Origin of the sequence: Streptomyces nogalater (genome assembly GCF_039532885.1) — a bacterium.
Taxonomy (GTDB): domain Bacteria; phylum Actinomycetota; class Actinomycetes; order Streptomycetales; family Streptomycetaceae; genus Streptomyces; species Streptomyces nogalater.
The window spans coordinates 1-13,625 of the sequence record NZ_BAAASM010000052.1 but is presented as its reverse complement, the minus strand read 5'-3'; the positions used below and the strand labels follow the sequence as shown (position 1 = coordinate 13,625).

Genomic DNA, 13,625 nt, shown 5'->3' with positions numbered 1-13,625 from the left:
ACGTGGCGCCGATCGGCGAGGTCGACTGGGTCGAGATCGACAACCACGACGACCTGGCCCGGGGACGGGAGATCGCGTGCCGGTACTGACCAGGCTGATCCCCTCGCCGGTCGTGGTGGACATCCGCCCGGGTGCCCTGGACGACCTGGCGGGCGTCCTCGCCGACGAACGCATCTCGCAGTCGGGCCGGCTCGCCATCGCGGTCAGCGGCGGCTCCGGCGCCCGGCTGCGCGAGCGGATCGCCCCCTCCCTGCCGGGCGCCACCTGGTACGAGGTCGGCGGCGGCACCCTGGACGACGCCATCCGGCTGGCCGGAGACATCAAGGCCGGCCACTACGACGCGGTGGTGGGCCTCGGCGGCGGGAAGATCATCGACTGCGCCAAGTTCGCGGCGTCCCGGGTCGGCCTGCCGCTGGTCGCCGTCGCCACCAACCTCGCCCACGACGGCCTGTGCTCACCGGTCGCCACCCTCGACAACGACGCGGGCCGCGGCTCCTACGGCGTGCCCAACCCGATCGCGGTCATCATCGACCTCGACGTGATCCGCGAGGCACCCGTCCGGTTCGTCCGCTCCGGCATCGGCGACGTCATCTCCAACATCTCCGCGGTCGCGGACTGGGAGCTGTCCCATCGGGTCAACGGCGAGAAGGTCGACGGCCTGGCCGCGGCCATGGCCCGCCAGGCCGGCGAGAGCGTGCTGCGCCACCCGGGCGGCTGCGGTGACGACGGTTTCCTCCAGGTGCTGGCCGAGGCGCTGGTCCTCACCGGCATCGCCATGTCCGTGTCGGGCGACTCCCGCCCGTCCTCCGGCGCCTGCCACGAGATCAACCACGCCTTCGACCTGCTCTACCCCAAGCGCGCCGCCGCCCACGGCGAGCAGTGCGGCCTCGGCGCCGCCTTCGCGATGTATCTGCGCGGCGCCCACGAGGAGTCGGCGTACATGGCCGAGGTGCTGCGCCGGCACGGGCTCCCGGTCCTGCCGGAGGAGATCGGCTTCACGGTGGACGAGTTCGTCCGCGCGGTCGAGTTCGCCCCGGAGACCCGGCCCGGCCGCTACACGATCCTCGAACACCTCGACCTCAAGACGAACCAGATCAAGGACATCTACGCCGACTATGTCAAGGCCATCGGTAGCTGAACTCCGTCCGGTCGTCCACCCCGCGGGGGTGAAGGATCGGCGCAGCGGTGAGCACTGGGCGGGACGCCTCTACATGCGCGAGGTGTCCCTGCGCGTCGACCGCTACCTGGTCAACACCAGGGTCACGCCCAACCAGCTCACCTACCTGATGACCGTCTGCGGCGTGCTCGCCACCCCGGCCCTGCTGGTGCCGGGGATCGCGGGCGCGGTGCTCGGCGTGGTCGCCACCCAGCTGTACCTGCTGCTGGACTGTGTCGACGGCGAGGTCGCCCGCTGGAAGCAGCAGTACTCGCTGGGCGGGGTCTACCTCGACCGGGTCGGCGCCTACCTCACCGACGCGGCCGTGCTGGTCGGTCTCGGCCTGCGCGCCGCCGACCTGTGGGGCACCGGCCGGATCGACTGGCTGTGGGCCTTCCTCGGCACCCTCGCCGCGCTCGGCGCCATCCTGATCAAGGCCGAGACCGACCTGGTCGGCGTCGCCCGGCACCAGACCGGCAAGCCCCCGGTGCAGGAGGCCGCGTCCGAGCCCCGCTCCTCCGGCATGGCGCTGGCCCGGCGGGCCGCCTCGGCGCTGAAGTTCCACCGGCTGATCCTCGGCATCGAGGCCTCGCTGCTCATCCTCGTCCTCGCGATCGTGGACCAGGCCCGCGGCGACCTGTTCTTCACCCGCCTCGGCACCGCCGTGCTGGCCGGCATCGCCCTGCTGCAGACCCTGCTGCACCTGGTGTCCATCCTCGCCTCCAGCAGGCTGAAGTGAGCGCGCCCATGAAGGTCGGTGCCGTCATCATCACCATGGGCAACCGGCCCGGGGAACTGCGGGCCCTGCTCGACTCCGTCGCCAAGCAGGACGGCGACCCGGTCGAGGTCGTCGTCGTCGGCAACGGCTCGCCCGTCCCGGAGGTGCCGGAGGGCGTGCGGACCGTGGAGGTGCCCGAGAACCTGGGCATCCCCGGCGGACGCAACGTCGGTATAGAGGCCTTCGGTCCCTCGGGCCGCGATGTCGACATATTGCTCTTCCTCGACGACGACGGCCTGCTCGCCCGTCACGACACCGCCGAACTGTGCCGCGAGGCCTTCGCCGCGGACCCCGAGCTGGGCATCATCAGCTTCCGCATCGCCGACCCCGACACCGGCGAGACCCAGCGCCGGCACGTGCCCCGGCTGCGCGCCTCCGACCCGATGCGCTCCTCCCGGGTCACCACCTTCCTCGGCGGCGCCAACGCCGTGCGCACCCGCGTCTTCGCGGAGGTCGGCGTCCTGCCCGACGAGTTCTTCTACGCGCACGAGGAGACCGACCTGGCCTGGCGGGCGCTGGATGCGGGCTGGATGATCGACTACCGGTCCGACATGGTGCTGTACCACCCGACGACCGCGCCGTCGCGGCACGCCGTCTACCACCGCATGGTCGCCCGCAACCGGGTCTGGCTCGCCCGCCGCAACCTCCCCGCCCCCCTGGTCCCGGTCTACCTCGGGGTCTGGCTGCTGCTCACCCTGGCGCGCCGCCCCTCGCGACCCGCCCTGAAGGCATGGTTCGGCGGCTTCCGGGAAGGCTGGAGCACGCCGTGCGGTCCCCGCCGCCCGATGCGCTGGCGTACGGTGTGGCGACTCACCCGACTGGGCCGTCCCCCGGTCATCTGACAAGCTCGTCCCCGACGGGCCGATGCCGCCGTGCGCGGCCGCCCGGACGACGAACCAGAACGCGTACCCGAAGACGAAAGTTTCCACCTGTGAGTGAGACCATGCACGACGGCACGGTCGCGGTGACCGCGGCCGCGTCGCCCGACGCGGGACTGACGGCGGCCGAGCTCGCCGCCAAGTACGGGCTCTCCGTGAGCGGCGCCCGGCCCTCGCTCGTGGAGTACGTCCGGCAGCTGTGGGGGCGGCGCCACTTCATCCTGGCCTTCTCCCAAGCCAAACTGACCGCCCAGTACAGTCAGGCCAAACTCGGCCAGCTCTGGCAGGTGGCCACGCCCCTGCTGAACGCGGCCGTGTACTTCTTCATCTTCGGGCTGATCCTGCACGCCAGCCGCGGCATGTCCCAGGACGTGTACATCCCGTTCCTGGTCACCGGCGTGTTCGTGTTCACCTTCACCCAGAGCTCGGTGATGTCGGGCGTCCGCGCGATCTCCGGCAACCTCGGCCTGGTGCGCGCCCTGCACTTCCCGCGCGCCTCGCTGCCCATCTCCTTCTCGCTCCAGCAGCTCCAGCAGCTGCTGTTCTCGATGCTGGTGCTGTTCGCCGTGGCGATCGGCTTCGGCAGCTACCCCGGCCTGTCCTGGCTGCTGATCGTGCCGGTGCTGGTGCTCCAGTTCCTGTTCAACACCGGGCTGGCGCTGATCGTGGCCCGCATGGGCGCCAAGACGCCGGACCTCGCGCAGCTGATGCCGTTCCTGCTGCGCACCTGGATGTACGCCTCCGGTGTCATGTTCTCGATCAACAACATGCTGGCGGGCCGCCCGGAGTGGATCGTCCGGGTGCTCCAGGTCAACCCGGTCGCGGTCTACATGGACCTGATGCGCTTCGCCCTGATCGACGGCTACGGTTCCTCCCATCTGCCGCCGCACGTGTGGGCCATCGCCCTGTTCTGGGCCGTGGTCTTCTTCGCCGGCGGCTTCGTGTACTTCTGGAAGGCGGAGGAGCGGTACGGCCGTGGCTGAGCAGCACAACCAGGACCGGCGCCCGACGGTCATCGCGGACGATCTGCACATCGTCTACCGGGTCAACGGAGCCAAGAGCGGCAAGGGCAGCGCGACGGCGGCCCTGAGCCGCATCCTCCGGCGCGGCGAGGAGCGCGGCGTACGCAAGGTGCACGCCGTGCGCGGCGTGTCCTTCGTCGCCTACCGCGGCGAGGCCATCGGTCTGATCGGCTCCAACGGCTCCGGCAAGTCGACCCTGCTGCGCGCCGTGGCCGGCCTGCTGCCCGCGGAGAAGGGCAAGGTCTACACCGACGGCCAGCCGTCCCTGCTGGGCGTGAACGCGGCCCTGATGAACGACCTCACCGGCGAGCGGAACGTCATCCTGGGCGGTCTGGCCATGGGCATGTCCCGGGAGCAGATCAAGGAGCGTTACCAGGACATCGTCGACTTCTCCGGCATCAACGAGAAGGGCGACTTCATCACCCTTCCGATGCGCACCTACTCCTCCGGTATGGCGGCCCGGCTGCGTTTCTCCATCGCCGCCGCCAAGGACCACGACGTCCTGATGATCGACGAGGCACTGGCCACCGGCGACCGCAAGTTCCAGCAGCGCTCCGAGGAACGCATCCGGGAACTGCGCAAAGAGGCCGGAACAGTCTTTCTGGTCAGTCACAACAACAAGTCGATCCGCGACACCTGCAACCGCGTGTTGTGGCTGGAGCGCGGTGAGCTGCGGATGGACGGCCCCACCGACGAGGTCCTGAAGGAGTACGAGAAGTTCACGGGCAAGTGACCCGTTTCGGCCAGGGCCCCGTCGGAATTTCGTCCGGCGGGGCCCTTCCACTGCAAAGGAAACGTCAACTCGGCCCCGTTCCAGGAATCTTGGAGCCAATCGGTGTGTTGTTGTGATGTGCGGGACACCCCGACGATGGGCGCCACGTTGTACAACGTAAGCTGTACCGGTGCCGGAAACCGGCAAGTCCGGCGATAATGCGCGCCTTCCTTCGTGGGGGTGTCTTCGCGCATTGCGGGGCGGCGTGTCCGAAATAGTGTGTATTGGGTCGGCAGTGTAGAACGGGAGATGTGACGGCAATGGCTACGGAAACGCCCCAGCTCAGCGCAGCGTGTGCCGTCCCCGCCCCGGGCAGCGTCCGATGACGGCCACCGATACGGCGTCCGGCCTGGAACGCGCCACCCTGGACAAGGCCGCGAGCGAGAACTTCCCGGTGGCCCCCTTCTTCCTGCCCCGCGCCTGGCGCGCCGACCTCATGGCCGTCTACGGCTTCGCGCGCCTCGTGGACGACATCGGCGACGGCGACCTCGCCCCCGGCGGCGCCGACGCCCGCGCGCTCGGCGTGTCGCCCGCCGAGGCCGGCGACCGGCTGTTCCTCCTCGACGCCTTCGAAACGGACCTGCGCCGTGTCTTCGACGGCACGCCGCGCCACCCGCTGCTGCGCCGCCTCCAGCACACCGTCCGGCGTCGCGCCCTCACCCCCGAGCCGTTCCTCGGGCTGATCGCCGCCAACCGCCAGGACCAGCTCGTCGCCCGGTACGAGACCTACGACGACCTCCTCGCCTACTGCGAACTGTCGGCCAACCCCGTCGGCCGCCTCGTCCTCGCCGTCACCGGCACCTCCACCCCCGAGCGGATCCGGCTGTCCGACGCGATCTGTACCGCGCTGCAGATCGTGGAGCACCTCCAGGACGTCGCCGAGGACCTCCGCCGCGACCGGATCTACCTGCCGGCCGAGGACATGAAGCGCTTCCACGTCCAAGAAGCCGATCTTGGCCAAAAAAGCGCGAGCGCATCGGTGCGCGCCCTGGTTGCATACGAAGCACAACGCGCCCGCGAGCTGCTGGATGAAGGCGCCCCCCTGGTGGGTAGCGTCCACGGCAGGCTCAAGCTGCTGCTCGCGGGGTTCGTGGCGGGGGGAAGGGCGGCGATCGAGGCGATCACCGCCGCCGAATACGACGTACTTCCCGGCCCGCCCAAACCCGGCAAGGTCCAGTTGCTGCGTGAGGCGGGCGTGATCCTGCGAGGAGAGGGGTGATCCGGGCCGTGGAGTCTGCGCCGCACGTGTCCGCACCGGTACTCGCCGCCTACAGCTACTGCGAGGCCGTCACCGGGCAGCAGGCCCGTAACTTCGCGTACGGCATCCGGCTGCTGCCGGCGGCCAAGCGCCGCGCCATGTCGGCGCTGTACGCGTTCTCCCGGCGCGTGGACGACATCGGCGACGGCGGCCTCGCCGACGAGGTCAAGCTGACGCGGCTGGAGGACACCCGGGCGCTGCTCGCCCGGATCCGCGCGGGAGAGGTCGAGGAGGACGACACCGACCCGGTGGCCGTCGCCCTCAGCCACGCCGCGCGGGCCTTCCCGATCCCGCTCGGCGGCCTGGACGAGCTGATCGACGGTGTCCAGATGGACGTGCGCGGGGAGACCTACGAGACCTGGGACGACCTCAAGGCGTACTGCCGGTGTGTCGCCGGTGCCATCGGCCGCCTCTCGCTCGGCGTGTTCGGCACCGAACCCGGCGCGCGCGGCACCGAGCGCGCCGCCGAGTACGCCGACACCCTCGGCCTCGCCCTCCAGCTCACCAACATCCTCCGCGACGTCCGCGAGGACGCCCTCGGCGGACGTACCTATCTGCCCGCCGACGACCTCGCCAAGTTCGGCTGCTCGGCCGGCTTCCGCGCGCCGACCCCGCCGGAGGGCGCCGACTTCGCAGGCCTCGTCCACTTCGAAGTACGGCGCGCCCGGGCCCTGTTCGCCGAGGGCTACCGGCTGCTGCCCATGCTCGACCGGCGCAGCGGAGCCTGCGTCGCCGCGATGGCCGGTATCTACCGCCGGCTGCTCGACCGCATCGAGCGCGACCCGGAGGCCGTGCTGCGCGGCCGGGTCTCGCTGCCCGGACACGAGAAGGCCTACGTCGCCGTGCGCGGCCTGTCCGGCCTCGACACCCGCCATGTCTCCCGGGGCTCCGTCCGGAGGCGCGCCTGATGCAGCGCACCGAACCGGAGCCGGCCGCATGGGACGGCACGCGCCAGGCAACCCTCCGCCCCGGCGTGGCGTCCCTGACTGCGGCGGCCGACCGCGCACCGTCCGCCCGGCCCGCCCGCGCCCCGCAGGGGCGCGGAGCCGTGTCCGGCGCGCGGCCACCGGCGCGTGGACACGGCCGGCCACGACGAAGCCGCGGACGAAGGACGGCCCGCACCGGTCCGGCCCGCGCAGCGCTCGCACGGAAGGACGCACGATGAGCGACGGCTCAGCCCGCCCCGCACCGGCACCGGCCGCCACCGCGCGCACGGCCGCCCGCAGCGCGGTCGTGGTCGGTGGCGGACTCGCCGGGATCACCGCGGCGCTCGCCCTCGCCGACGCGGGCATCCGCGTCACCCTGCTCGAAGGCAGGCCCAGGCTGGGCGGCCTCGCCTTCTCCTTCCAGCGCGGCGAACTGACCGTCGACAACGGCCAGCACGTGTACCTGCGCTGCTGCACCGCCTACCGCTGGTTCCTCGACCGGATCCAGGGCGCGGCGCTGGCACCGCTGCAGGACCGCCTGGACGTGCCCGTCGTCGACGTCGCCAAGCCCGAGGGCCGACGGCTCGGCAGGCTGCGGCGCGACCCACTGCCCGTCCCCCTCCACCTGGGACGCAGCCTGGCCGCCTATCCGCACCTCTCGCTCGCCGAGCGCGCCGCCGTCGGGCGGGCCGCGCTCGCGCTGAAGGGGCTCGACCTCGCCGATCCGACCCTGGACACCCAGGACTTCGGCAGCTGGCTGGCCGCGCACGGCCAGTCCGCGCGCGCCATCGAGGCCCTGTGGGACCTGGTCGGGGTCGCCACCCTCAACGCGGTCGCGGGCGACGCCTCGCTGGGGCTCGCCGCGATGGTGTTCAAGACCGGTCTGCTGTCCGACCCGGGCGCGGCCGACATCGGCTGGGCCCGCGTCCCGCTGGGCGAACTGCACGACCGGCTGGCCCGCAAGGCGCTCGACTCCGCGGGCGTCCGTACCGAGGTCCGTACACGCGTCACCTCCGTCTCCACCAACGACAACGGCGGATGGAGCGTTCAGGTTCCCGGCGAGACACTTTCCGCGGACGCCGTCGTTCTCGCCGTACCCCAGCGCGAGGCCCACGACCTGCTCCCGTCCGGCGCCCTCGACGCGCCCGAGCGGCTGCTGCGGATCGGCACCGCGCCGATCCTCAACGTCCATGTCGTCTACGACCGCAAGGTGCTCGCGCGCCCCTTCTTCGCGGCGCTCGGCACCCCGGTGCAGTGGGTGTTCGACCGCACCGACGCCTCCGGACTGCGCACGGGGCAGTACCTCGCGCTGTCCCAGTCGGCCGCACAGGACGACATCGACGCGCCGGTGGCCGAACTCCGCGAGCGCTACCTGCCCGAACTGGAGCGGCTCATCCCGGGCACCCGCGCCGCCGAGGTGAGGGACTTCTTCGTGACCCGGGAGCGCACGGCCACGTTCGCCCCCACCCCCGGCGTCGGACGCCTCAGGCCCGGCGCCCGGACCAAGGCCCCCGGCCTGTACCTGGCCGGAGCGTGGACCGCCACCGGGTGGCCCGCGACCATGGAGAGTGCGGTCCGCAGCGGAGTGAGCGCGGCCGACGCCGTGCTCGGCGCACTGGGCCGGCCCCGCCCCCGCCACCTCTTCGAGTTCGAGGAGGCGGCCTGATGCCCGGCCGGCGGGCGACCGCCCCCGCACCCCCGGTACCGCAACCAGAGGAGAGATTGTGCCCACTGTGCCCCCGGCCGCGACGCCCGCTCGGAGGCCCGCGGTGGACGTGACCGCGCTCCTGGAGCGCGGCAGGAACCTGGCCACACCGGTGCTGCGGGCGGCCGTCGACCGTCTGGCCCCGCCCATGGACACCGTGGCCGCCTACCACTTCGGCTGGATCGACGCCGCCGGCAACCCCGTGGACGGCGACGGCGGCAAGGCCGTCCGCCCCGCGCTGGCCGTGCTGTCCGCCGAGGTCACCGGTGCCGCGCCCGAGGCGGGTGTGCCCGGCGCGGTCGCCGTCGAACTCGTGCACAACTTCTCGCTGCTGCACGACGACCTGATGGACGGCGACGAGCAGCGCCGGCACCGCGACACCGTCTGGAAGGTGCACGGCCCCGCCCAGGCCATCCTGGTCGGCGACGCCCTGTTCGCCCTCGCCGGCGAGGTCCTGCTGGAGCTCGGCACGGTCGAGGCCGGCCGCGCCGCCCGCCGGCTGACCGCGGCCACCCGCGCCCTGATCGACGGCCAGGCCCAGGACATCTCCTACGAGCACCGCGACCGCGTCAGCGTCGAGGAGTGCCTGGAGATGGAGGGCAACAAGACCGGTTCCCTGCTCGCCTGCGCCTCCTCCATCGGCGCGGTCCTCGGCGGCGCGGACGACACCACCGCCGACGCCCTGGAGCGGTACGGCTACCATCTCGGCCTCGCCTTCCAGGCCGTGGACGACCTGCTCGGCATCTGGGGCGACCCGGAGGCCACCGGCAAGCAGACCTGGAGCGACCTGCGCCAGCGCAAGAAGTCCCTGCCGGTCGTCGCCGCCCTCGCCGCCGGCGGCCCCGCCTCCGAACAGCTCGGCGAGATCCTCGCCGCGGACGCCAAGAGCAGCGACTTCGAGAACTTCTCCGAGGAGGAGTTCGCGGCCCGCGCCGCCCTCATCGAGGAGGCCGGCGGCCGCGAGTGGACGGCCGCCGAAGCGCGCCGTCAGCACACCATCGCCATCGAAGCCCTCGACGCCGTGGACATGCCCGACCGGGTGCGGGACTCCTTCACGGCGCTCGCCGACTTCGTCGTCGTACGAAAGAGATGATCACCATTGGCTGGATAAGCCTCGCGTAGTCGCCGGCCGGTGTCGCAGAGCGAAGGACACCGGCCGACGGCGGACCCACAGCAGCACGACTCGCACGACTGCACGAAGGGGAAGCCATGACAGCGACGACCGACGGAAGCACCGGGGCCATCTTGCCGTCCCGGGCTGCCGCGGCCAGCGACTCCACCCTCGCCATCCCCGAGACGGCCGGGGTACAAGAAGCCGCCACACGCGCCGTACGGCGCGCCACCGATTTCCTGCTCGCCCGGCAGGACGCCGAGGGCTGGTGGAAAGGCGACCTGGAGACCAACGTCACCATGGACGCCGAGGACCTGCTGCTCCGTCAGTTCCTGGGCATCCGGGACGAGCACACCACGCGGGCCGCCGCGAAGTTCATCCGCGGCGAGCAGCGCGAGGACGGCACCTGGGCCACCTTCTACGGCGGCCCCGGCGATCTGTCCACCACCGTGGAGGCGTACGTCGCCCTGCGCCTGGCCGGCGACGCACCCGACGCGCCGCACATGGCGAAGGCCTCGGCCTGGATCCGCGAGCAGGGCGGCATCGCCGCCTCCCGGGTCTTCACCCGGATCTGGCTCGCCCTGTTCGGCTGGTGGAAATGGGAGGACCTACCCGAACTCCCGCCGGAACTGATCTTCTTCCCCACCTGGTTCCCGCTCAACATCTACGACTTCGGGTGCTGGGCGCGGCAGACCATCGTGCCGCTCACCATCGTCTCGGCCAAGCGCCCGGTGCGCCCGGCCCCGTTCGCCCTGGACGAACTGCACACCGATCCGGCCAACCCCAACCCGCCGCAGCCGCTCGCCCCGGTGGCGAGCTGGGACGGGGTCTTCCAGCGGCTGGACAAGGTGGTCCGCGGCTACCGCAAGGTCGCCGTGCGCAGACTGCGCAAGGCCGCGATGAACGCGGCGGCCCGCTGGATCATCGAGCGGCAGGAGAACGACGGCTGCTGGGGCGGCATCCAGCCCCCGGCCGTGTACTCCGTCATCGCCCTGCACCTGCTCGGCTACGACCTGAAGCACCCGGTGCTGCGCGAGGGCCTGGCCTCCCTGGACCGCTTCGCCGTCTGGCGCGAGGACGGCGCCCGGATGATCGAGGCCTGTCAGTCCCCGGTGTGGGACACCTGCCTTGCCACCATCGCCCTCGTGGACGCCGGACTGCCCGCGGACCATCCGCAACTGGTCAAGGCGGCCGACTGGATGCTCGGCGAGGAGATCGCCCGGCCCGGCGACTGGGCCGTACGGCGGCCCGAACTGCCCCCGGGCGGCTGGGCCTTCGAGTTCCACAACGACAACTACCCCGACATCGACGACACCGCCGAGGTCGCGCTCGCGCTGCGCCGGGTCCGCCACCACGACCCCGAGCACGTGGACCGGGCCATCGGCCGGGCCGTCCGCTGGAACCTGGGCATGCAGTCGAAGAACGGCGCCTGGGGCGCCTTCGACGTGGACAACACCAGCCCGTTCCCGAACCGGCTGCCGTTCTGCGACTTCGGCGAGGTCATCGACCCGCCGTCCGCGGACGTCACCGCGCACGTGGTGGAGATGCTCGCCGCCGAGGGCCTGGCCGACGACCCGCGCACCCGGCGCGGCATCGACTGGCTGCTCGCCGAACAGGAGCCCGACGGCTCCTGGTTCGGCCGCTGGGGCGTCAACTACCTCTACGGCACCGGCTCGGTCGTCCCCGCGCTCACCGCGGCCGGACTGCCCACCTCGCACCCGGCGATCCGGCGGGCCGTGACCTGGCTGGAGAGCGTCCAGAACGACGACGGCGGCTGGGGCGAGGACCTGCGCTCCTACAAGCACTCCAAGGAGTGGAGCGGCCGGGGCGCCTCCACCGCCTCGCAGACCGCGTGGGCGCTGATGGCGCTGCTCGCGGCGGGGGAGAAGGGTTCCGCGGCCGTCGAGCGCGGCGTGCGGTGGCTGGCCGACACCCAGCGGGAGGACGGCGGCTGGGACGAGCCGTACTTCACCGGCACCGGCTTCCCCTGGGACTTCTCCATCAACTACCACCTGTACCGGCAGGTGTTCCCGCTCACCGCACTCGGCCGGTACCTGCACGGGGACCCCTTCGAGCGCAACCTGCTCGTCCCGGCCGGGAAGGTCTCCGCGCGGGCCGAGGGAGACTGATGTGAGCCACCAGCCCGCTCCGGCTCCGCTGCTGATCGCCTGCGCGCTCGGCATCGAGCACCTCGCCCTGCGCACCGGCGACCGCCGGGCGTGCAGGGCGGGCGCGCCGCTGCCGGGAGGCGTCAAGCGGGGAGCCGGCGGGCCGGTGACCTTCGTCCGCACGGGCATGGGACCCCGTGCGGCGGAACGCTCCGTCACCCGGCTCCTGACCGGCCCGGCACCCGCCGGCACGGCCGTCCTGGCCACCGGCTTCTGCGCCGGGCTGGGCCCCGGGATGCACCCCGGCGACCTGGTCGTCGCCGAGGAGACCCGGGATCCGCGCGGTACCGTGCCGTGCGTGGGCACCGAGCTCCTGGCCAAGGAACTCGCGCGCCTGCTGCCCGGACGCACCGTCCACACCGGCCCGCTCACCGGCTCCGACCACGTCGTCCGGGGCCCCGAGCGTTCCGATCTGCTCGCCACCGGCGCGATCGCCGTGGACATGGAGTCGGCGGCCACGCTGCTGGCCGCCGTCCGCACCGGCGAGCGACCGGTGGCCGCCGTCCGGGTCGTCGTGGACGCTCCCGAACACGAACTCGTCCGGATCGGCACCCTGCGCGGCGGGATATCGGCCTTCCGCGTTCTACGTTCCATCCTTCCCGCATTTTTCGAATGGCACCGTTCTTTGCTGCTCCCTCGGAGGTGAGCCAGATGGCCATGCCGTTGCGCCAGTCCATCAAGGTCGCTACATACCTGGCTGAACAGAAGCTCCGCAGGCGGGACAAGTTTCCGCTCATTGTCGAGCTGGAACCGCTCTTCGCCTGCAATCTGAAGTGTGAGGGCTGCGGCAAGATCCAGCACCCCGCCGGTGTGCTCAAGCAGCGCATGCCGGTCGCCCAGGCCGTGGGCGCCGTGCTGGAGTCCGGCGCGCCGATGGTGTCCATCGCCGGCGGCGAACCACTGATGCACCCTCAGATCGACGAGATCGTGCGGCAGTTGGTGGCCAGGAGGAAGTACGTCTTCCTGTGCACCAACGCCATGCTGCTGCGCAAGAAGATGGACAAGTTCACCCCCTCGCCCTACTTCGCGTTCGCGGTGCACATCGACGGGCTGCGCGAGCGGCACGACGAATCCGTGGCGAAGGAAGGCGTGTTCGACGAGGCCGTGGCCGCCATCAAGGAGGCCAAGCGGCGCGGTTTCCGGGTGACCACCAACTCCACCTTCTTCAACACCGACACCCCGCAGACCATCATCGAGGTGCTCAACTTCCTCAACGACGACCTCCAGGTCGACGAGATGATGATCTCGCCCGCCTACGCCTACGAGAAGGCTCCCGACCAGGAGCACTTCCTCGGCGTGGAACAGACCCGCGAGCTGTTCAAGAAGGCCTTCGCGGGCGGCAACCGCCGCAAGTGGCGGCTCAACCACTCCCCGCTCTTCCTGGACTTCCTGGAGGGCAAGGTCGACTTCCCGTGCACCGCGTGGGCGATCCCGAACTACTCGCTCTTCGGCTGGCAGCGCCCCTGCTACCTGATGAGCGACGGGTACGTGCCCACGTACCGCGAACTGGTGGAGAAGACCGACTGGGACAAGTACGGCCGCGGCAAGGACCCGCGCTGCGCCAACTGCATGGCGCACTGCGGCTACGAGCCGACCGCCGTCCTCGCCACCATGGGCTCCCTGAAGGAGTCCCTGCGGGCCATGCGGGAGACCGTCGCCGGGAACCGGGAGTGACCTCGGTGACCGCCGTCCCGCTGGGTGTTCCCGAGGTACCGGCCCGTCCCATCGCGCCGCGGCGGCAGTCGCGGCGGATCCAGGTCGGGCCGGTACCGGTCGGGGGTGGAGCCCCGGTGTCGGTGCAGTCGATGACCACGACCCGTACGTCCGACATCGGCGCCACGCTCCAGCAGA

14 protein-coding genes and 1 pseudogene are annotated in these 13,625 nt (G+C 71.6%); all 15 read left to right on the top strand.

Annotation, left to right across the window (positions count from 1 at the left end; translation table 11 throughout):
* Window positions 1–89: pseudogene (locus tag ABD350_RS29070) on the top strand (phosphocholine cytidylyltransferase family protein); the annotation flags it as partial.
* Window positions 77–1,138 (top strand): iron-containing alcohol dehydrogenase family protein, encoded by a 1,062-nt coding sequence (locus tag ABD350_RS29065; protein WP_344351664.1) that lies wholly within the window; start codon window positions 77–79, stop codon window positions 1,136–1,138. The pseudogene ABD350_RS29070 and the gene ABD350_RS29065, both read left to right, overlap by 13 nt.
* Window positions 1,116–1,895: a CDP-alcohol phosphatidyltransferase family protein gene (locus ABD350_RS29060; RefSeq protein WP_344351662.1), complete on the top strand. Its 780-nt coding sequence runs from the start codon at window positions 1,116–1,118 to the stop codon at window positions 1,893–1,895. The genes ABD350_RS29065 and ABD350_RS29060 overlap by 23 nt, the downstream gene beginning before the upstream one ends.
* 8 nt (window positions 1,896–1,903) lie before the next feature.
* Window positions 1,904–2,776, top strand: coding sequence for a glycosyltransferase family 2 protein (locus tag ABD350_RS29055; RefSeq protein ID WP_344351660.1), 873 nt, complete (start codon window positions 1,904–1,906; stop codon window positions 2,774–2,776).
* Between the two features lie 89 nt (window positions 2,777–2,865).
* Complete coding sequence (locus ABD350_RS29050) at window positions 2,866–3,795, top strand: ABC transporter permease (protein ID WP_344351658.1); 930 nt, start codon at window positions 2,866–2,868, stop codon at window positions 3,793–3,795.
* Complete coding sequence (locus ABD350_RS29045; RefSeq protein WP_030792661.1) at window positions 3,788–4,567, top strand: ABC transporter ATP-binding protein; 780 nt, start codon at window positions 3,788–3,790, stop codon at window positions 4,565–4,567. Before ABD350_RS29050 ends, ABD350_RS29045 begins: the two co-directional genes overlap by 8 nt.
* Window positions 4,568–4,928: 361 nt before the next feature.
* On the top strand, window positions 4,929–5,825 hold the full coding sequence (gene hpnC / locus ABD350_RS29040) for a squalene synthase HpnC (protein ID WP_344351655.1): 897 nt from the start codon (window positions 4,929–4,931) through the stop codon (window positions 5,823–5,825).
* The gene (gene hpnD / locus ABD350_RS29035) at window positions 5,822–6,772 is read left to right on the top strand and encodes a presqualene diphosphate synthase HpnD (RefSeq protein WP_344351653.1); all 951 of its coding nucleotides are present in this window, start codon (window positions 5,822–5,824) and stop codon (window positions 6,770–6,772) included. Before hpnC ends, hpnD begins: the two co-directional genes overlap by 4 nt.
* Window positions 6,772–7,029: a DUF6380 family protein gene (locus ABD350_RS38065; RefSeq protein ID WP_382467076.1), complete on the top strand. Its 258-nt coding sequence runs from the start codon at window positions 6,772–6,774 to the stop codon at window positions 7,027–7,029. The genes hpnD and ABD350_RS38065 overlap by 1 nt, the downstream gene beginning before the upstream one ends.
* The gene (gene hpnE / locus ABD350_RS29030; protein ID WP_344351652.1) at window positions 7,026–8,456 is read left to right on the top strand and encodes a hydroxysqualene dehydroxylase HpnE; all 1,431 of its coding nucleotides are present in this window, start codon (window positions 7,026–7,028) and stop codon (window positions 8,454–8,456) included. The genes ABD350_RS38065 and hpnE overlap by 4 nt, the downstream gene beginning before the upstream one ends.
* 67 nt (window positions 8,457–8,523) lie before the next feature.
* Window positions 8,524–9,588, top strand: a complete 1,065-nt coding sequence (locus ABD350_RS29025) for a polyprenyl synthetase family protein (protein ID WP_030792673.1) — start codon at window positions 8,524–8,526, stop codon at window positions 9,586–9,588.
* 116 nt (window positions 9,589–9,704) lie between these two features.
* Complete coding sequence (shc, locus tag ABD350_RS29020) at window positions 9,705–11,735, top strand: squalene--hopene cyclase (protein ID WP_344351650.1); 2,031 nt, start codon at window positions 9,705–9,707, stop codon at window positions 11,733–11,735.
* A gap of 1 nt (window position 11,736) precedes the next feature.
* Window positions 11,737–12,420 (top strand): phosphorylase family protein, encoded by a 684-nt coding sequence (locus ABD350_RS29015; protein ID WP_344351648.1) that lies wholly within the window; start codon window positions 11,737–11,739, stop codon window positions 12,418–12,420.
* A 5-nt stretch (window positions 12,421–12,425) separates the two neighbouring features.
* On the top strand, window positions 12,426–13,448 hold the full coding sequence (hpnH, locus tag ABD350_RS29010) for an adenosyl-hopene transferase HpnH (protein ID WP_344351647.1): 1,023 nt from the start codon (window positions 12,426–12,428) through the stop codon (window positions 13,446–13,448).
* A 5-nt stretch (window positions 13,449–13,453) separates the two neighbouring features.
* Window positions 13,454–13,625 (top strand): flavodoxin-dependent (E)-4-hydroxy-3-methylbut-2-enyl-diphosphate synthase (locus ABD350_RS29005; RefSeq protein WP_344351666.1); only part of this gene is annotated, 172 nt, incomplete at its 3' end.

Coding starts and splice junctions, on each gene's coding strand:
- ABD350_RS29060 (WP_344351662.1), top strand. CDS start 1,116: ATGTCAAGGCCATCGGTAGCTGAACTCCGTCCGGTCGTCCACCCCGCG.
- ABD350_RS29055 (WP_344351660.1), top strand. CDS start 1,904: ATGAAGGTCGGTGCCGTCATCATCACCATGGGCAACCGGCCCGGGGAA.
- hpnC (WP_344351655.1), top strand. CDS start 4,929: ATGACGGCCACCGATACGGCGTCCGGCCTGGAACGCGCCACCCTGGAC.
- ABD350_RS38065 (WP_382467076.1), top strand. CDS start 6,772: ATGCAGCGCACCGAACCGGAGCCGGCCGCATGGGACGGCACGCGCCAG.
- hpnE (WP_344351652.1), top strand. CDS start 7,026: ATGAGCGACGGCTCAGCCCGCCCCGCACCGGCACCGGCCGCCACCGCG.
- shc (WP_344351650.1), top strand. CDS start 9,705: ATGACAGCGACGACCGACGGAAGCACCGGGGCCATCTTGCCGTCCCGG.
- hpnH (WP_344351647.1), top strand. CDS start 12,426: ATGGCCATGCCGTTGCGCCAGTCCATCAAGGTCGCTACATACCTGGCT.